The 17377-nt window shown below is 74.3% G+C and carries 12 protein-coding genes; 7 read left to right on the top strand and 5 right to left on the bottom strand.

All coding sequences use genetic code 11. The annotated features are described in order from the left end of the window. Window positions 1-11: 11 nt before the first annotated feature. On the top strand, window positions 12-2183 hold the full coding sequence (locus tag WA762_RS04010) for a 3-hydroxyacyl-CoA dehydrogenase NAD-binding domain-containing protein (RefSeq protein WP_335932924.1): 2172 nt from the start codon (window positions 12-14) through the stop codon (window positions 2181-2183). Window positions 2184-2205: 22 nt separating this feature from the next. Here WA762_RS04010 and WA762_RS04005 read toward each other — a convergent pair whose 3' ends face one another. Next, the gene (locus tag WA762_RS04005) at window positions 2206-2940 is read right to left on the bottom strand and encodes a MerR family transcriptional regulator (RefSeq protein ID WP_335932922.1); all 735 of its coding nucleotides are present in this window, start codon (window positions 2938-2940) and stop codon (window positions 2206-2208) included. Window positions 2941-3129: 189 nt separating this feature from the next. Here WA762_RS04005 and WA762_RS04000 point away from each other — a divergent pair, with 189 nt between their 5' ends. Then, window positions 3130-3606, top strand: coding sequence for a macro domain-containing protein (locus tag WA762_RS04000; RefSeq protein WP_335932921.1), 477 nt, complete (start codon window positions 3130-3132; stop codon window positions 3604-3606). A gap of 192 nt (window positions 3607-3798) precedes the next feature. Beyond that, a complete protein-coding gene (locus WA762_RS03995; RefSeq protein WP_335932919.1) occupies window positions 3799-4719 on the top strand; it encodes an oxygenase MpaB family protein in 921 nt (306 codons plus the stop codon). On the opposite strand, the gene WA762_RS03990 is transcribed toward WA762_RS03995, so the two are convergent. Both WA762_RS03990 and WA762_RS03985 read right to left on the bottom strand, forming a co-directional pair. Then, complete coding sequence (locus WA762_RS03990; RefSeq protein ID WP_335932918.1) at window positions 4682-5734, bottom strand: LacI family DNA-binding transcriptional regulator; 1053 nt, start codon at window positions 5732-5734, stop codon at window positions 4682-4684. The two genes, WA762_RS03995 and WA762_RS03990, sit on opposite strands and share 38 nt — an antisense overlap. A 211-nt stretch (window positions 5735-5945) precedes the next feature. Continuing rightward, the gene (locus tag WA762_RS03985) at window positions 5946-7427 is read right to left on the bottom strand and encodes a M1 family metallopeptidase (protein ID WP_335932917.1); all 1482 of its coding nucleotides are present in this window, start codon (window positions 7425-7427) and stop codon (window positions 5946-5948) included. A gap of 213 nt (window positions 7428-7640) precedes the next feature. On the opposite strand from WA762_RS03985, the gene WA762_RS03980 reads away from it, so the two are divergent. The 3 genes from WA762_RS03980 (at window position 7641) to WA762_RS03970 (ending at window position 12765) form a co-directional block, all read left to right on the top strand. Then, window positions 7641-9698 (top strand): Xaa-Pro dipeptidyl-peptidase, encoded by a 2058-nt coding sequence (locus tag WA762_RS03980; protein ID WP_335932916.1) that lies wholly within the window; start codon window positions 7641-7643, stop codon window positions 9696-9698. Beyond that, window positions 9695-11011: a M14 family metallopeptidase gene (locus WA762_RS03975; protein WP_335932914.1), complete on the top strand. Its 1317-nt coding sequence runs from the start codon at window positions 9695-9697 to the stop codon at window positions 11009-11011. The genes WA762_RS03980 and WA762_RS03975 overlap by 4 nt, the downstream gene beginning before the upstream one ends. Window positions 11012-11127: 116 nt before the next feature. Then, a complete protein-coding gene (locus tag WA762_RS03970) occupies window positions 11128-12765 on the top strand; it encodes an ABC-F family ATP-binding cassette domain-containing protein (protein WP_335932912.1) in 1638 nt (545 codons plus the stop codon). Window positions 12766-12868: 103 nt separating this feature from the next. Here WA762_RS03970 and WA762_RS03965 read toward each other — a convergent pair whose 3' ends face one another. Beyond that, window positions 12869-15235: a Tex family protein gene (locus tag WA762_RS03965; protein ID WP_335932910.1), complete on the bottom strand. Its 2367-nt coding sequence runs from the start codon at window positions 15233-15235 to the stop codon at window positions 12869-12871. Window positions 15236-15409: 174 nt separating this feature from the next. Further along, window positions 15410-16273, bottom strand: a complete 864-nt coding sequence (locus tag WA762_RS03960; protein ID WP_335932909.1) for an SCO6745 family protein — start codon at window positions 16271-16273, stop codon at window positions 15410-15412. Between the two features lie 135 nt (window positions 16274-16408). Between WA762_RS03960 and WA762_RS03955 the strand changes: the two genes are divergently transcribed. Then, window positions 16409-17371 (top strand): GlxA family transcriptional regulator, encoded by a 963-nt coding sequence (locus WA762_RS03955; RefSeq protein ID WP_335932908.1) that lies wholly within the window; start codon window positions 16409-16411, stop codon window positions 17369-17371. The last annotated feature ends 6 nt before the right edge of the window (window positions 17372-17377 follow it).

Genomic DNA, 17377 nt, shown 5'->3' with positions numbered 1-17377 from the left:
GAAGAACACCCATGACCGAGAGCACGACCATCCGCTGGGAACAGGACGAGACCGGCATCGTCACCCTGGTGCTGGACGACCCCCACCAGTCCGCCAACACGATGAACCAGGCGTTCAAGGACTCCATCGCCGCCGTCGCGGACCGCGCCGAGGCCGAGCAGGACTCCATCCGCGGCATCGTCTACACCTCCGCGAAGAAGACCTTCTTCGCGGGCGGCGACCTCAAGGACATGATCAAGGTCGGCCCCGAGGACGCCCGGCGGGTCTTCGAGACCGGCACCGCCATCAAGAACTCCCTGCGCCGCATCGAGACCCTCGGCAAGCCCGTCGTCGCCGCCATCAACGGCACCGCGCTCGGCGGCGGTTACGAGATCGCGCTCGCCTGCCACCACCGCATCGCCCTCGACGCCCCCGGCTCCCGGATCGGCCTGCCCGAGGTCACCCTCGGTCTGCTGCCCGCCGGCGGCGGCGTCACCCGGACCGTACGCCTGATGGGCATCGCCGACGCCCTGCTGAAGGTCCTCCTCCAGGGCACCCAGTACACCCCGCGGCGCGCCCTGGAGAACGGCCTGGTCCACGAGGTCGCCGCCACCCGCGAGGAGATGCTCGACCGGGCGCGCGCCTTCATCGACGCCCACCCCGAGTCCCGGCAGCCCTGGGACGTCAAGGGTTACAGGATCCCCGGCGGCACCCCGTCGAACCCGAAGTTCGCCGCGAACCTGCCGGCCTTCCCCGCCAACCTGAAGAAGCAGACCGCCGGCGCCCCGATGCCCGCGCCCCGCAACATCCTGGCCGCCGCCGTCGAGGGCGCCCAGGTCGACTTCGAGACCGCGCTGACCATCGAGGCCCGCTACTTCACCGAGCTCGTCACCGGCCAGGTCGCCAAGAACATGATCCAGGCGTTCTTCTTCGACCTCCAGGCCGTCAACTCCGGCGCCGGCCGCCCCAAGGACGTCGAGAAGCGCACGGTCCGCAAGGTCGCCGTGCTCGGCGCCGGGATGATGGGCGCGGGCATCGCGTACTCCTGCGCCCGCGCCGGCATCGACGTCGTCCTCAAGGACGTCACCGCCGAGGCCGCCGCCCGGGGCAGGGCGTACAGCGAGAAGCTCCTCGCCAAGGCGCTCTCCCGGGGCCGCACCACCGAGGCGAAGCGCGACGAGCTGCTGGCCCGCATCACCCCGACCGCCGACCCGGCCGACCTGGCGGGCTGCGACGCCGTCATCGAGGCGGTCTTCGAGAACCCCGCGCTCAAGCACCAGGTGTTCCAGGAGATCCAGGACGTCGTCGCGCCGGACGCCCTGCTCTGCTCCAACACCTCGACCCTGCCCATCACCGTCCTCGCCGAGGGCGTCGCCCGCCCCGCCGACTTCATCGGGCTGCACTTCTTCTCGCCCGTCGACAAGATGCCGCTGGTCGAGATCATCAAGGGCGAGAAGACCGGCGACGAGGCCCTGGCCCGCGCCTTCGACCTCGTGCGCCAGATCGGCAAGACCCCCATCGTCGTCAACGACTCCCGGGGCTTCTTCACCTCGCGCGTCATCGGACAGTTCATCAACGAGGGCGTCGCCATGGTCGGCGAGGGCGTCGAGCCCGCGTCGATCGAGCAGGCCGCCGCGCAGTCCGGCTATCCGGCCAAGGTCCTGTCCCTCATGGACGAGCTGACGCTCACCCTGCCCCGCAAGATCCGGGACGAGACGAGGCGGGCCGTCGAGGAGGCCGGCGGCGTCTGGGACGCCCACCCGGCGGACGCGGTCGTCGACCGGATGGTCGACGAGTTCGGCCGCCCCGGCCGCAGCGGCGGCGCGGGCTTCTACGAGTACGACGAGAACGGCGGCCGCACCCGCCTCTGGCCCGGTCTGCGCGAGCACTTCACCCGGCCCGGCGCCGACGTCCCGTTCACCGACATGCAGGAGCGGATGCTGTTCTCCGAGGCGCTGGACAGCGTCCGCTGCCTGGAGGAGAACGTCCTCACCTCCGTCGCGGACGCCAACATCGGCTCGATCATGGGCATCGGCTTCCCGCCGTGGACCGGCGGCGTGCTCCAGTACATCAACGGGTACGAGGGCGGGCTGCCCGGATTCACGGCCCGCGCCCGGGAACTCGCCGCACGGTACGGCGACCGCTTCCTGCCGCCCGCGCTGCTCGTGGAGAAGGCCGAGCGGGGCGAGACCTTCCACGACTGACGCCCGGCCGGGCGGGCCGCGTTCACTCCGCCGTGAACGCGGCCCGCAGCTCCTCGCGCAACGAGCGCTGGAACGCGGTGACCAGCGCCTGGAGGACCATCGGCTGCATGTGGGCGGAGAGCGACTTCATCGCCGCCACATGCTCCGGATCCGACTCCCGCTCCCGGTACGGCCCCCACACCTCGTCCCGGAACAGCCGGGTCAGCTCCTGGGCGGCGGACCGGGAGTGCTTCAGCAGCACCGTGCGCGCGGCCAGGATCGTCTCGTGGGCGATCGGCACGCCGAGCAGCTCGACCCCGAGCCGCAACAGCCCCCGGTCCACGCGGTAGCGGCCGTCGACGGGCTCCGCGCGCTCCAGCACGCCCATCGCCGCCAGCCGGGCGATGTCCTGCTCGCTCAGCGCCCGCCCGGCCCGCCGCTCCAGCTCCGCCCGGGTGGCGTCCTCCGCCGAGTCAGGCGCCCAGGACGCCACCAGCGCCCGGTGGATCGCCAGATCCTGCGCGCTCAGATCCGGCGGCAGCTGTTCCAGATAGCGTTCGATCGCGGCCAGCGTCATGCCCTGGTGCTGGAGCTCCTCGATGAGCGCGAGCCGGGACAGATGCTCGGCGCCGTAGTGCCCGACGCGGCGCGGTCCGATCACCGGGGGCGGCAGCAGGCCGCGAGTGCTGTAGAAACGCACGGTGCGCACGGTGACACCGGCGCGGGCCGCCAGCTCGTCCACGGTGAGCGTCGTCGGGTCCTCGGTCCCGGTCGCCATGTCTGCTCCTCGCACTCCGGCCCGGCGGTGACCCGGCGCAACCGCCCCCATCGGTTCAACAGTATTGCTGTCTCACCATTCTTGTGAAAGTGCTCGGCGGCGGCCCGTCGAACGCGCGCGGGCCGGTGTCGGGCCCGTCGCCCCGGCCGCACCGCACCCGTTGTCAGTGGCGGCCCGTACGGTGGCCGCATGTCGGAGATCACGTACATCCGGGGCGACGCCACCGCTCCGCAGGGCGGCGGCGTCAAGCTGATCGCGCACGTCTGCAACGACCTCGGCGGATGGGGCAAGGGCTTCGTCCTGGCGCTCTCGCGCCGCTGGCCCGAGCCGGAGGCGGCGTACCGCCGCTGGCACCGGGAGCGGGCGGGGAACGACTTCGGTCTCGGCGCGGCGCAGTTCGTCCAGGTGAGCCCGTACGTCTGGGTGGCGAACATGGTGGGGCAGCGGGGGATGCGCAGAGGCAGCAAAGGGGTGCCGGTGCGCTACGAGGCGATCGACACGGCGCTGGAGGCCGTGGCCGGCCGGGCCGTCGAGCTGGGGGCGTCCGTCCACATGCCCCGGATCGGCTGCGGGCTGGCGGGCGGCACCTGGTCCAGGATCGAGCCCCTGTTGGAACGGCGGCTGCTGAGCCGGGACATAGCGGTCACGGTGTACGACCACGACTGAGCCGCCCGGCCCGGCGGCGAGTGCGGCGCCCGGGAGGCCCGGTGCGACACGCCCGCCCGGCGTGCGGGGCACGGGCGGCCCGCGCCGCCCGGCGCCCTCCGGCCGGTCCGCGGGGCGGGCGCGCGTCGCATACTGGTCCGTACCGGGACCGGGCAGCCGACCGCGTGCCCGGCCGACCGCCGGGAGCACCGCATGAGCACCGCAGCAGCCGGACGCCACGACCCCGCGCCGCCACCGCCCGGCGGGGTGCTCTGGACCATCTCCGGCGACGTCCGGGCCCTGCTGATGCTGCCCGCCGCCTTCACCCTCCAGGTCGCCCACCCGGCGGTCGGCGCGGGCGTCGACGAGCACTCCGTCTACCGCACCGACCCGTGGGGGCGCGGCGAGCGGTCCCTGCGCTCGCTCCAGCTCTGGGTGTACGGGGGCGAGGAGGCGGCCGCGGAGGGGCGCAGGCTCCGCAGGCTGCACCGCTCCGTCCGGGGCGTCGACAGCCGCGGCCGGCCGTACCACGCGCTGTCGCCCGCCGCCTACGCGTGGGTGCACGCCACCGGCTTCCCGGTCTACCGGCACGCCGCGCGGCATCTCCTGCGGCCGTTCACCGAGGCCCAGGAGCGCGCCCTGTACCGGGAGTGGCTCCAGGTGGGCAGGGTGCTCGGCATCCGCGACCGGGACATGCCGCAGACGATCGAGGAGTTCTGGCCGTACTTCCACAAGGTGCTCGCCGAGGAGATCGAGCGGAACGCGGTCGTCGAGGACCTGATCGCGACCGACCGCCCCGTGCCGCCGCCGGACCGGGGGCCGCTGCCGCTGCGCCTGGCGCTGAGGGCGCTGTGGCCGGTGCTGCTGCCGCCGCTGGCCCGGTTCCGGCGCTTCGTCACCGTCGGCCTGATGCCGCCGGAGGCGCGCGCGGTGCTTGGGCTGGAGTGGACGGACGCCCAGGAACGGAGGCTGCGGCGGCTGGGCGCGGTGGTGCGGCGCGTCGTCCCCCTGCTCCCCGAACGGCTGCGCTATCTGCCGTACGCGCGCCGGGCGCGGGCGGCGCACCGGGCGGCGCTCCGGGGCCGGGGCGGGCGGGTCAGGCCGAGGCCCGGCGCACCAGCTCGGTCGGGGTGATCACGGGGCCGGTCTCCTCTTCGGCGGCGCCGTCCGTGCCGTTGAGCCTCCGCATCAGCAGACGCACCATCAAGCGGCCCATTCCCTCGATGTCCTGACGGACCGTCGTCAGCGGCGGATCGGTGGCCTCGGCGACCGAGGCGATGTCGTCGAACCCCACCAGGGCCACGTCCTCGGGCACCCGGCGGCCCCGCTCGCGCAGCACTCGCAGGGCGCCCGAGGCCATCAGGTCGTTGGCGGCGAACACCGCGTCCGGGCCCGGTGCCCGGTCGAGGAGCCGGGCCATCGCCCGGGCCCCGCCCTCGGCGGTGAAGTCGCCCGTCACCAGCAGCGCCGGATCGGCGTCGGGCAGCACATCGCGGTAGCCGTCGATCCGGTCCAGCGCCGAGGTCTGGTCGAGGGGGCCGGTGATGTGCGCGATCCGGCACCGGCCCAGGGCGACCAGATGGCGGACGGCCTCGGCCGCCCCGCCCCGGTTGTCGCAGTCCACGTACGGGACGGCCGCCGGGTCCGCGCGCCCGTCGGCGGGGCGGCCGCCGTGCACCGTGGGCACACGGGACCCGCGGAGGACGGCGGGAAGTCCGCCGCCCGTGTGCAGCGAGAAGACCAGCGCGCCGTCCACATGTCCGCCGGCCAGATAGCGGGCGACCCGGTCGCAGTCCCCGCCGCCCTCCACCAGCAGCAGCACCAACTGGGTGTCGTGTCTCGTCAGTTCACGGCTGATGCCGCGGATCTGGCGGGAGAAGAACGGGTCGGAGAAGATCCGGGACTCCGGCTCGTCGATGATCACGGCGACCGCGCCGGTGCGCCGGGTGACCAGGGTCCGCGCGGCGTGGTTCGGCACATAGCCGAGTTCGTCGACGGCCCGGCGCACCTGCTCCACGAGCGGCCGCCGCACGCCCGCGCCGCCGTTCACCACCCGGGAGGCCGTCGCCCGGGACACCCCGGCCAGGGCCGCCACCGCCTCCAGCGTCGGGCGGGTCTCGCGGCGGGAGTCGGGGGCCGGACCGGTCAAGGGACGCTCCTCGTGCGCGGGCGGACGGGCCGTGGACGGCCGGACCGGACCGGCCGGGCGGCGTCGACGCCCCAGCGTAGCGGCCGGGGCCCGCCCGTGGACGCGTCGGCCCGGCGCGAGGAGCGGACGCCGCCGCCCTCCGGGGGAGAGAGGGCGGCGACGTCCGCCGTGGAACGGAACGGGTCCGTCGAACCGCCGTTCTGACGTCGTGTCAGTGCCGGTCGTGGATGGTGTTCGTCGCGGCGATCCGCTGCCACGACGCGGGCCGCTCGGGCGCGCGCAGCGCACGCGCGCCGGCCGCCGGGGCCTCGGGCCGTGTGGGCTGGTACAGCCAGGTGTCGAAGAAGCCGGCGAGCGGCTTGCCCGAGACCCGTTCGGCGTAGGCCACGAAGTCGCCCACACTCGCGTTCCCGTACGCGTGCTCGGCCGGCCAGCCCTTCAGCAGCCGGAAGAACGTCTCGTCGCCCAGCTTGTCGCGCAGGGCCTGGAGGGCGAGGGCCCCGCGGTCGTAGACGGCCCCGTCGAACTGGTCGTCCGGGCCCGGGTCGCCCGGCTTCACCGTCCAGAACGGGTCATCCGCCGGGTGCAGGGCGTAGGTGTGGTCCGCGAGTTCCCGCGCGGTGCCCTCGCCCTCCTTCTCCGACCACAGCCACTGGCTGTACCGGGCGAAGCCCTCGTTGATCCAGATGTCCTTCCAGCCCTTGACGGACACGCTGTCGCCGTACCACTGGTGCGCCAGCTCATGGACGATCACGGAGACGTTCGCGCCGTTCGCGAACTGCTTGGGGCTGTAGAACGGCCTGGTCTGCGTCTCCAGCGCGAACCCGCTGGTGACGTCGGGGGAGTAGCCGCCGAGCGCGTCGAACGGGTACGGGCCGAACACCTCCGTCAGCCACTCCGCGACCTCGGTGGTGCGCTCGATGCTGGCGCGTGCCGCGCCGCCGTTGGCGCCGAGGTTCCTGCTGTACGCGTTGACGACCGGCAGGCCGTCCGCCGTGGTGTCCGTCGTGATGTCGAACCTGCCGATCGCCAGCGTCGTCAGATACGTGGCCTGCGGCTTGCTGGAGCGCCAGTTGAAGCGGGTCCAGCCCAGCTTCGAACTCTGCGACTGGAGCGTGCCGTTGCTGATCGCCTGGAGGCCGTCCGGCACCGAGACCGAGATGTCGTACGTCGCCTTGTCCAGCGGATGGTCGTTGCTGGGGTACCACCAGGCGGCCGACTCCGGCTCCTGCGCGGCCACCGCGCCGTCGGGGGTGCGGACCCAGGAGGTCCAGCCGTTGATCTTCACCTCGGACGGCTTCCCCGCGTACCGCACCACCACCGAGACGGACTTGCCCCTGGGCAGGACCGACGACGGGGTGATCTCCAGCTCCTGCTCCCCGCTCCGGGCGAAGCCGGCCTGCTTGCCGTTCACCCGCACCTCGGACACGTCCAGTCCGAAGTCGAGGTTGAAACGGGACAGGGCCTGCGTGGTGGTGGCGAGGATCGTCGCCGTGCCCTCCAGCAGATCGGTCGCGGGCTGGTACTTCAGCCGCAGGTCGTAGTGGGAGACGTCGTAGCCGCCGTTGCCGCTGGCCGGGTAGTAGGGGTCGCCGATGCCCGGGGCGCCCACGGTGCCTCCGGCGGCCGAGGCCGGGATCGCCAGCAGCAGGGAGGCCGCGAGGGCGCCGGGGACGATGAGTCTACGGTGCACGAATGCTCCAAGTCGTCGGTGCGGATCAGCTCCTGAGCTGTTCTCAGGACCCTATGCGGAGTAACTTCCTTTTAGTCATGTCCATGGCCTTCGCTGTCACACGTTCGCCATCCGGCCGACACGGCGGCCGTCGCCAAATCTGGCGTGAGCACGTCGTGTTCATCGCCGGTCGCCCTCTGTCGCAAGGGAGTTGACCGGGAGTACCTTCCGCCCATGCCGATTCGCGCGCGGGGCGCCCGCAAGACGTACAGATCGCTGGTGGTGGCGGCCGTGGCCGCCCTGACGACCGCTCTGCTCGCCCCGGCGGGGGCACAGGGCGCGAGCACCGGGCCGTCGGGGAGCCGGGAGACCGGCCGCGCGGCCGGCGGGTACGCGGACCCCCTCCGAGCTCGCCCGGGAGCGGGTCCGCGGAGCGAACCCGTCTACTCGTACGCGAACGCCGTGCGCGAATCCGTCTGGGTCGACACCGGACTGGACGCCGACGGGGACGGGCGCAGCGACCGGGTCGCCGTCGACATCGTCCGGCCGCGCGAACCCGCCCGGCAGGGCCGGAAGATCCCCGTCGTCATGGACGCCAGCCCGTACTACTCCTGCTGCGGCCGGGGCAACGAGAGCCAGCTCAAGACGTACGACGCCGACGGCCGGCCCGTCCGGTTCCCGCTGTACTACGACAACTACTTCGTGCCGCGCGGCTACGCCTTCGTCGCCGTCGACCTGGCCGGCACCAACCGCTCCGACGGCTGCGTCGACGTGGGCGGGCCCTCCGACGTGCGGTCCGCGAAGGCCGTCGTCGACTGGCTGAACGGCCGCGCCCGCGGCTACACCACCCGAACCGGCGGCGAGCGCGCCACCGCCCGCTGGACCGACGGCCGCACCGGGATGATCGGCAAGAGCTACGACGGCACCATCGCCAACGCCGTCGCGGCGACCGGCGTGGAGGGACTGCGGACCATCGTCCCGATCGGGGCCATCTCCTCCTGGTACGACTACTACTTCGCCCAGGGCGCGCCCCTCTACGGCAGCGGACCCGAGTGGCTCTCCGACGGCGTGGAGAGCCCGGAGGCGCGCGGGCGGTGCGCGGCCGTCCAGCGGCGGCTCGTCGAGGGGGCGCCCCGCTCCGGCGACTGGACCCCGCTGTGGACCGAGCGCGACTACGTGAAGGACGCCCGCAAGGTGCGCGCCAGCGTCTTCGCTGTGCACGGCATGCAGGACCTCAACGTCCGCACCAAGCACCTCGGCCAGTGGTGGGACGCGCTCGCGGCCCGGGGCGTGGAGCGCAAGATCTGGCTCTCGGGGACCGGGCACGTGGACCCGTTCGACTACCGGCGCCGCGAGTGGGTCGACACCCTGCACCGCTGGTTCGACCACTACCTGCTCGGCTACGACAACGGCATCGAGCGCGAACCGATGGCCGACGTCGAACGCCGCCCCGGCCAGTGGACCACCGACCGGGCCTGGCCGCCGCGCACCACCGCCGCCGTCGCCCTGCGCCCCGGCCCCGGCGAGGCGCCCGGCGTCGGCGTCCTGGGACTGCGGCCCGCCCGCCCCGGCGCCACCGAGACGTTCACCGACGACCCGGCGCGGGGCGAGCTGGACTGGGCCGCCGACCTGGACCGCACCACGGCCGCCAAGGCCGGGTTCCGCACCGGGCCGCTCGCCCGCGACCTGCGGCTCTCCGGATCCTCCACGGTGACCGTCACCGCCGCCCCGAGCACGTCGAGCGCCCACCTCTCCGCCGTCCTCGTGGACATCGGCCCCGACACCATCCGCGACTACGGCGCGTCCGGCGAGGGCATCACCACCCTCCACCGGCGCACCTGCTGGGGCGCGAGCACCACCGGCGACAGCTCCTGCTTCAAGGAGACCCGCGCCGACACGGTCGCCGTGGGCGAGACCGTCGTCAGCCGGGGCTGGGCCGACCTCGGCGCCCGCACCTCCACCGGGCACGGCGGCCCGCTCGTCCCGGGCCGGGCCCGCACGGTCACCCTCCGGCTCGCCGCCACCGACCACGTCGTCCCGGCCGGGCACCGCCTCGCCCTGATCCTCGCCGGAACCGACCGGGACCTCATCGACCCGCCGGACACCACCCCGACCCTCACCCTCGACCTGGCCCGCACGTCCGCGCAGCTGCCGATCGTCGGCGGCGCCGCCGCGCTGGTACGCGCCACCACGGGCTCCGCACCCGCGGCGGCCGGACCGCACGCCGTGCGCGCCGCGGGGGTGACGCCGCCGCGTCCCGCCGACCGCATCCCGGGAGGAAGCCGTTCATGAAGCCCCGCATACCGGCGCCGCGCGCATCCGTCCGCCGGAACCCGGCCCCGGCCGTCGCGGCCGCTCTGCTCGCGATGCCGCTGGTCACCGTGCCCGCCGCGGCGGAGCCCGCCTCCTCCGCACCGCCCCGCACCGGCTTCGACGCCACCGGCGGGGCCCGCTGGACGAGCCAGGAGGAGGAACAGTCCTTCCTGGCCGCCGTCGACCGGGGCAGCGACCTGGTCTCCGTCGAACGGATCGGCGCCACGAAGCGGGGCCGCCCGCTCCAGCTCGTCCGGATCGGGAGCCGGGGCCGTGCCGCGGAGACGGTCCTGCTGATCTGCAGCCAGCACGGCGACGAGCCGTCCGGCCGCGAGGCGTGCCTGAGCACCGTCCGCGACCTGGCTCGCGCCCGGGACCGCTCGACCCGCGCCTTCCTCTCCCGCACCACCGTGCTCGTCGTGCCCACCGCCAATCCCGACGGGCGCGCCGCGGACACCCGGGGCAACTCCGACGGCACCGACGTCAACCGCGACCACATCGCGCTGGACACCGCCGAGGCCCGCGCCATGGCGGCGGTGATCCGCGACCGGAGACCGGACGTGATCTACGACCTGCACGAGTACGGGGCCACCCCGCCCTACTACGACAAGGACCTCTTCGTCCTGTGGCCCCGCAACCTCAACACCTCCGACCGCGTCCACGACGAGTCCCGGACCCTGGCCGAGGACCATGTGCGCCCCGCCGCCGGCAGGGCCGGGTACAGCAGCGGCCTCTACGGCATCTGGACCGACCCGGTCACCGGCGACCCGGTCGAGCAGACCGCGGGCGACGGACAAGAACGCATCCTGCGCAACGCCGCGGGGCTCAAGCACGCCGTCGGCCTGCTCATCGAGTCCCGCGTCGACGCGCTCGACGACGCCGAGAAGGCCGACCCGGCGCTCAACCGGCGTCGCCGGGTCGACTCCCAGCTCACCGCGCTGGACGGCCTGTTCGACTTCGCACGCGAACGACGCGGCCGGATCACGGCCGCCACCGCGGCGTCCCGGGCGGCGGGGTTCAAGGACCGCGGCCCGGTCTTCCTCGGCGGCGCCGACAACGAGGAACCCGCCCCCGGGCAGGTCCTCCGCGACCCGCCGTGCGGATACCGGCTCACCGCCCGGCAGTACGGCGAGGTGAAGGACGAGCTGGCCCTGCACGGCGTCACCGCCCGCCCCGACGGGAAGGGCGCGTACGTGCCGCTGCGGCAGTCCGCCCGCAAGCTGGTCCCGCTCCTGCTGGACGCGCGCGCGGCCCACCGCCTCACCGAGGCGCGGCCCGACCCCCGCTGCTGACCCGGGCCGGGGATCCACCGGGTCCCCGCCGCCCCGCCCGGCCGCCCCGCCCCGCCCCGGCCGCGCCGCCCGCGGCCCGCGGCCGGAGCGGCGCGGCCCGTAGGATCGGCACCCTGATGACTGCCACTCTCGTTGCCAAGGACCTCGCCGCCGCGCACGGCGACCGCACCCTCTTCGCCGGGCTCGACCTCGTCGTCGCGCCCGGCGACGTGATCGGCCTCGTCGGAGTCAACGGCGCGGGCAAATCGACCCTGCTCCGGCTGCTCGCCGGGCTCGACCGGCCGGAACAGGGCGAACTGCGGCTCTCGCCGCCCGCCGCCACCGTCGGCCACCTCCCGCAGGAGCCGGAGCGGCGCCCGGGGGAGACCGTGCGGGAGTTCCTGGCCCGCCGCACCGGCGTCGCCGACGCCCAGCGGGCGATGGACGAGGCGACGCAGGGCCTCGTCGACGGGGCGCCCGGCGCCGACGACGCGTACGCCGAGACACTGGAACGCTGGCTCGCGCTCGGCGGCGCGGACCTCGACGAGCGCGCCGAGGAGGTCGCCGCCGACCTCGGGCTCACCATCGGCCTGGACCTGCCGATGACCGCGCTCTCCGGCGGCCAGGCGGCCCGCGCGGGCCTGGCCTCCCTGCTGCTCTCCCGCTACGACGTCTTCCTGCTCGACGAGCCGACCAACGACCTCGACCTCGACGGACTGGAACGGCTGGAGCGCTTCGTCTCCGGGCTGCGCGCCGGCACCGTCGTCATCAGCCACGACCGCGAGTTCCTGACGCGCACGGTCACCAAGGTCCTCGAACTGGACCTGGCCCAGCAGCGGATCACCCTGTACGGCGGGGGATACGCGGCCTACCTGGAGGAGCGCGAGCGGGCCCGCCGGCACGCCCGCGAGGAGTACGAGGAGTACGCCGACAAGCGCACCGCGCTCGAAGGCCGCGCCCAGATGCAGCGCTCCTGGATGGACAAGGGCGTGAAGAACGCCCGCCGCAAGGCCACCGACAGCGACAAGATCGGCCGCAAGTTCCGCAGCGAGGCCAGCGAGAAGCAGGCCGCGAAGGCCCGGCAGACCCAGCGACTGATCGAACGACTCGACGTCGTCGAGGAACCGCGCAAGGAGTGGGAGCTGCGGATGGAGATCGCCGCCGCGCCCCGGTCCGGCGCGGTCGTCGCGACCCTGCGCGAAGCGCGCGTCGCACGGGGCGACTTCGTCCTCGGCCCGGTCTCCCTCCAGATCGACTGGGCGGACCGGGTCGCGATCACCGGCGCCAACGGGGCGGGCAAGTCCACGCTCCTCGCCGCGCTCCTCGGCCGGATCCCGCTGGACGGCGGGCACGGCACAGTCGGCTCCGGCGTGGTGGTCGGCGAGGTCGACCAGGCGCGGAAACTGTTCCACGGCACCGAGTCGCTGCTGGACGCGTTCTGCGCGGCCGTGCCCGACACCGAACCCGCCGAAGTCCGCACGCTGCTGGCCAAGTTCGGTCTGCGCGCGGACCATGTGCTGCGCCCCGCCACCACCCTCTCGCCGGGCGAGCGCACCCGGGCCGCGCTCGCCCTGCTCCAGGGCCGGGGCGTCAACCTGCTGGTCCTCGACGAGCCGACGAACCACCTCGACCTGCCCGCGATCGAGCAGCTGGAATCGGCACTGAGCGGCTACCCGGGAACCCTGCTGCTGGTCACGCACGACCGGCGGATGCTGGAGGCGGTGCGGACGACCCGACGCGTCGAGGTCGTGGACGGCGGGGTCCGGGAACTCTGACCCCGCGAGGCGGTCTCCGCGCCCATGGGGCCGTCGGGGAACGGCCGTCCGGGGCCCGGGGCCGGGACCCGGGGCGGGCCCGGGCCCCGGGCCCGCCCCGGGGTCAGCGCCTCCGGCCGCCCTGGTCCGGACCCGCCAGCCCGGCCCGCCGCAACGCGTCCGCCATCGCGCTGTTCGCCGGGGCCGGCGCCGGACGGCCGGAGCCGCCGCCGCGCCGGTCCTGCCCCTGACGCGGCCGCGGCGGCCGGGCGCCCTGCCCGCCCCGCTCCCGCCGCGGGCCGCCCTGACCGGCCGCGCCGGCCTCGTCGTCCAGCCGCAGCGTCAACGAGATCCGCTTGCGCGGGATGTCGACGTCCAGGACCTTCACCTTCACGATGTCGCCCGGCTTCACGACGTCCCGCGGATCCTTCACGAACGTGCGCGACATCGCCGACACATGCACCAGACCGTCCTGGTGCACCCCGACGTCCACGAACGCGCCGAACGCCGCCACATTGGTGACCACGCCCTCCAGCACCATGCCGGACTCCAGGTCGCCGATCTTCTCGACGCCCTCCTTGAAGGCGGCCGTACGGAACGCCGGACGCGGGTCGCGGCCCGGCTTCTCCAGCTCCTTCAGGATGTCGGTGACGGTCGGCAGACCGAACTTCGCGTCCACGAAGTCGTCGGCCCGCAGCGACCGCAGCACCCCGGTGTTCCCGATCAGCGAGGCCACGTCCCCGCCCGTCCGCTTCGCCATCGTCCGCACCACCGGGTACGCCTCCGGGTGCACGCTCGACGCGTCCAGCGGGTCCTCGCCCCGGATCCGCAGGAAGCCCGCGCACTGCTCGTACGCCTTCGGGCCCAGCCGCGCCACGTCCTTCAGCGCCCGGCGCGACCGGAAGGGCCCGTTCGCGTCGCGGTGCGCGACGATGTTCTCCGCGAGACCCGCGCCGATCCCCGACACCCGCGAGAGCAGCGGCGCGGACGCGGTGTTGACGTCCACCCCGACACCGTTCACACAGTCCTCGACGACCGCGTCCAGCGACCGCGACAGCTTCACCTCGGACAGGTCGTGCTGGTACTGCCCCACCCCGATCGACTTCGGGTCGATCTTCACCAGCTCCGCGAGGGGATCCTGGAGCCGCCGCGCGATCGACACCGCGCCGCGCAACGACACGTCCATGTCCGGGAGTTCCTGCGAGGCGAAGGCCGAGGCCGAATACACCGAGGCGCCGGCCTCCGACACCATCACCTTGGTGAGCTTCAACTCGGGGTGCTTCTCGATCAGTTCGCCCGCGAGCTTGTCCGTCTCCCGGGACGCCGTGCCGTTGCCGATCGCGACCAGCTCGACGGCGTGCGTCCGCACCAGCTGCTCCAGCCTCGCCAGCGCCTGGTCCCACTTGTTCGCCGGCACGTGCGGGTGGATGACGTCGGTGGCGACGACCTTGCCGGTCGCGTCGACGACGGCGACCTTCACACCCGTGCGGAAACCGGGGTCCAGCCCCAGCGTGGCGCGCGTCCCGGCCGGTGCGGCCAGCAGCAGATCGCGCAGGTTCGACGCGAACACCCGCACCGCCTCGTCCTCCGCGGCCGTGCGCAGCCGCAGCCGCAGATCGATGCCGAGGTGCACCAGGATCCGGGTCCGCCAGGCCCAGCGCACGGTCTCGCCCAGCCACTTGTCGCCCGGACGGCCCCGGTCGCCCACCCCGAAGCGCTGGGCGACGATGCCCTCGTACGACGACGGGCCGGGCGTCTCCGAGGGCTCCTCCGGCTCCAGGACCAGGTCGAGCACACCCTCCTTCTCGCCCCGCAGCATCGCCAGCACCCGGTGCGAGGGCAGCTCGGTGAACGGCTCCGCGAAGTCGAAGTAGTCGGCGAACTTCGCGCCCGCCTCCTCCTTGCCCTCGTGCACCTTCGCCGCCAGCCGGCCGCGCGTCCACATGCGCTCGCGCAGCTCGCCGATCAGGTCGGCGTCCTCCGAGAACCGCTCGGTGAGAATCGCGCGGGCGCCCTCCAGCGCGGCCGCCGGGTCCGCGACCCCCTTGTCCGCGTCGACGAAGGCGGCGGCAGCGGCCGACGGTTCCACCGACGGGTCGCCCAGCAGCCCGTCGGCGAGCGGTTCGAGCCCCGCCTCCCGGGCGATCTGCGCCTTGGTGCGCCGCTTCGGCTTGAACGGCAGGTAGATGTCCTCGAGACGCGCCTTGGTGTCGGCCGCCCTGATCCGGGCCTCCAGCTCCTCGTCCAGCCTGCCCTGCTCGCGCACGGAGTCGAGGATCGCCGTCCGGCGGTCCTCCAGCTCCCGCAGATAGCGCAGCCGCTCCTCCAGGGTGCGCAGCTGGGCGTCGTCGAGCATCTCGGTCGCTTCCTTGCGGTAGCGCGCGATGAACGGCACGGTCGACCCGCCGTCGAGCAGCTCGACGGCCGCCTTCACCTGCCGCTCGCGTACGCCGAGCTCCTCGGCGATCCTGCCTTCGATGGACGTCGTCACGGTTCTACCGACTCGCCTTCTCGTACGGGCTGTACGGGCTGTACTGGTCGTGCTCACGGGGCGGGGCCCCTTCGTCCTGCATTGTGCCGGGTGGCCGGGCGCCGTGTCGCCCGGCCACCCCGTCACGGCTTCTTCCCCGCCGTGACGGGTGTCACGGCCCGGCCGGCGCCGGGGTCAGTCCCTGCCGACCAGGCCGGCGGGGAACGCGCCCGCCGCCAGAGCCGTCGTCAGGAATCCGCCCCCCAGCTCGGTGAGCCGGGCCACGCCCGCCGCGCCCAGATGCTCGTACGGGGCCAGGTCCAGCCGGTCCGTGGTCTCCTCCAGCTCCGCCCGCAGCGCCGCGCCCGCCGCCGTCAACTCGCCCTCGCCGTCAAGGAGTCCGCGCCTGCGCAGCCGGCCGGCGGCCGCGTCCCAGTCGTCCTGCGACCAGCCCCGGGTGGCCAGGAGCCAGCGCGGGCTGAACCCCTTGCCGGTCGCGGTGTGGGAGACCAGCGCCTCCAGCGGGTCGAGACCGGCCGCGAGCAGGGCGGCGACGTGGCCGTCGCCCCGGTGCTCGCGCAGCAGCGTCGCGGCGTGCCAGTACGCCAGGTGCGGCTCCTCGGGCACCGGCAGATCCGCGTGCGCGGCGTAGAGCGGCCGGGCGTGTCGGGTGCACGCCTCGGCGGCGCGCAGGGCCAGCCGGGCCGCCTCGGCCAGTTCGGCGGAGGCGACGGCCTCCTCGCCCAGCAGCCGGCGCAGGGTCGCGTCGGCGGCGCGCAGCCGGGCGTCCAGGGCCGCCTGCGGCGGGACCGCGGACCACAGGGCGGGCAGGTGCCGGGCCACCAGGGCGTGGTCGAAGTTGTAGAAGGCCGCGGTGACCGCGCCGGGCCCGACGGCGCCCAGCGCCGCCCCGCGCGCGGCGAAGTAGACGGCGGCCGGATCGTCGACGCCGAGCTCCCCGAACTCCTTGCCCAGGTCGGGGGAGAAGTAGACCGTCGAGTGCAGCGGGTTGACGACGTGGTGGCAGCGGCGTCCGGCGCGCGGCGGCAGAGTAGTCATACCGGCACGCTACGGTGGCCCGCCGCGGCCCGTCACCCCCCGGAGCGGCCCGACGTCCACGGCCCGCGGGCGATGGCCGAAAAGGTGGGAACCTCGTCATTGCGGCCGCCCGCGCCGCCGCCGAGGATGGTGGACATGGCGCAGCGATCCGTACTCGTCGTCCTCTTCGACGGCGTCCAGAGCCTGGACGTGACCGGGCCGTCGGAGGTCTTCGCCGGGGCCGCCCGCTTCCCCGGGGCCGGGTACCGGCTGCGCACCGCGTCGCTCGACGGCGCCCCGGTGCGCACCAGCAGCGGCCTCGTCCTCGTCCCGGACGCCGCACTCGCCGACGCGGAGCCGCCGCACACCCTGCTGGTCCCCGGCGGCGAGGGCACCCGAGCCCCCGACCCGGCGCTCGTCGACTGGCTGCGGGACCACGCCCCGCGCGCCGAACGCCTCGTCTCCGTCTGCACCGGCGCGCTGCTGCTGGCCGAGGCCGGGCAGCTGGACGGGCACCGGGTGACCACGCACTGGAGCGTCTGCGACCACCTCGCGCGCGCCCACCCGGCCGTCGAGGTCGACCCGGACCCCATCTTCGTACGGGACGGCCGGCTGGCCACCTCGGCCGGCGTCACCGCGGGGATCGACCTCGCCCTCGCGCTCGTCGAGGAGGACCACGGCCGGGACATCGCCCTCGCGGTCGCCCGCAACCTCGTGGTCTTCCTGCGCAGGCCCGGGAACCAGGCCCAGTTCAGCGCGCAGCTCACCGCGCAGACCGCCCGGCGCGAACCGCTGCGCCAGGTCCAGCACTGGATCACCGAGCACCCCGCCGCCGACCTCACCGTCGAGGCACTGGCCGCCCGCGCCCGGCTCTCGCCCCGCCACTTCGCCCGGGCCTTCCGGGCCGAGACCGGCCTCACCCCGGGCCGCTATGTCGACCGGGTCCGCCTCGAACACGCCCGCCGCCTGCTGGAGGACACCACCGACGGGGTCGCCGGCATCGCGCACGCCTGCGGATACGGCACCCCCGAGGCCATGCGCCGCGCCTTCGTCAAGGCCCTCGGCACGGCCCCCGCCGAATACCGCCGACGCTTCCGCCCCCGGCCCGCCGGGGGATGACCGGAC

Source organism: Streptomyces tyrfis (genome assembly GCF_037034285.1).
In the GTDB taxonomy this organism is placed as follows: domain Bacteria; phylum Actinomycetota; class Actinomycetes; order Streptomycetales; family Streptomycetaceae; genus Streptomyces.
The sequence above is the reverse complement of the archived record's forward strand: the minus strand, read 5'-3'. Positions and strand labels throughout refer to the sequence as shown.

Excerpts from the sequence above, each read along its gene's own strand:
- WA762_RS04000 (WP_335932921.1), top strand. The coding sequence starts at position 3,130 with ATGTCGGAGATCACGTACATCCGGGGCGACGCCACCGCTCCGCAGGGC.
- WA762_RS03955 (WP_335932908.1), top strand. The coding sequence starts at position 16,409 with ATGGCGCAGCGATCCGTACTCGTCGTCCTCTTCGACGGCGTCCAGAGC.
- WA762_RS04010 (WP_335932924.1), top strand. The coding sequence starts at position 12 with ATGACCGAGAGCACGACCATCCGCTGGGAACAGGACGAGACCGGCATC.
- WA762_RS03960 (WP_335932909.1), bottom strand. The coding sequence starts at position 16,273 with ATGACTACTCTGCCGCCGCGCGCCGGACGCCGCTGCCACCACGTCGTC.
- WA762_RS04005 (WP_335932922.1), bottom strand. The coding sequence starts at position 2,940 with ATGGCGACCGGGACCGAGGACCCGACGACGCTCACCGTGGACGAGCTG.
- WA762_RS03980 (WP_335932916.1), top strand. The coding sequence starts at position 7,641 with ATGCCGATTCGCGCGCGGGGCGCCCGCAAGACGTACAGATCGCTGGTG.
- WA762_RS03970 (WP_335932912.1), top strand. The coding sequence starts at position 11,128 with ATGACTGCCACTCTCGTTGCCAAGGACCTCGCCGCCGCGCACGGCGAC.
- WA762_RS03995 (WP_335932919.1), top strand. The coding sequence starts at position 3,799 with ATGAGCACCGCAGCAGCCGGACGCCACGACCCCGCGCCGCCACCGCCC.
- WA762_RS03975 (WP_335932914.1), top strand. The coding sequence starts at position 9,695 with ATGAAGCCCCGCATACCGGCGCCGCGCGCATCCGTCCGCCGGAACCCG.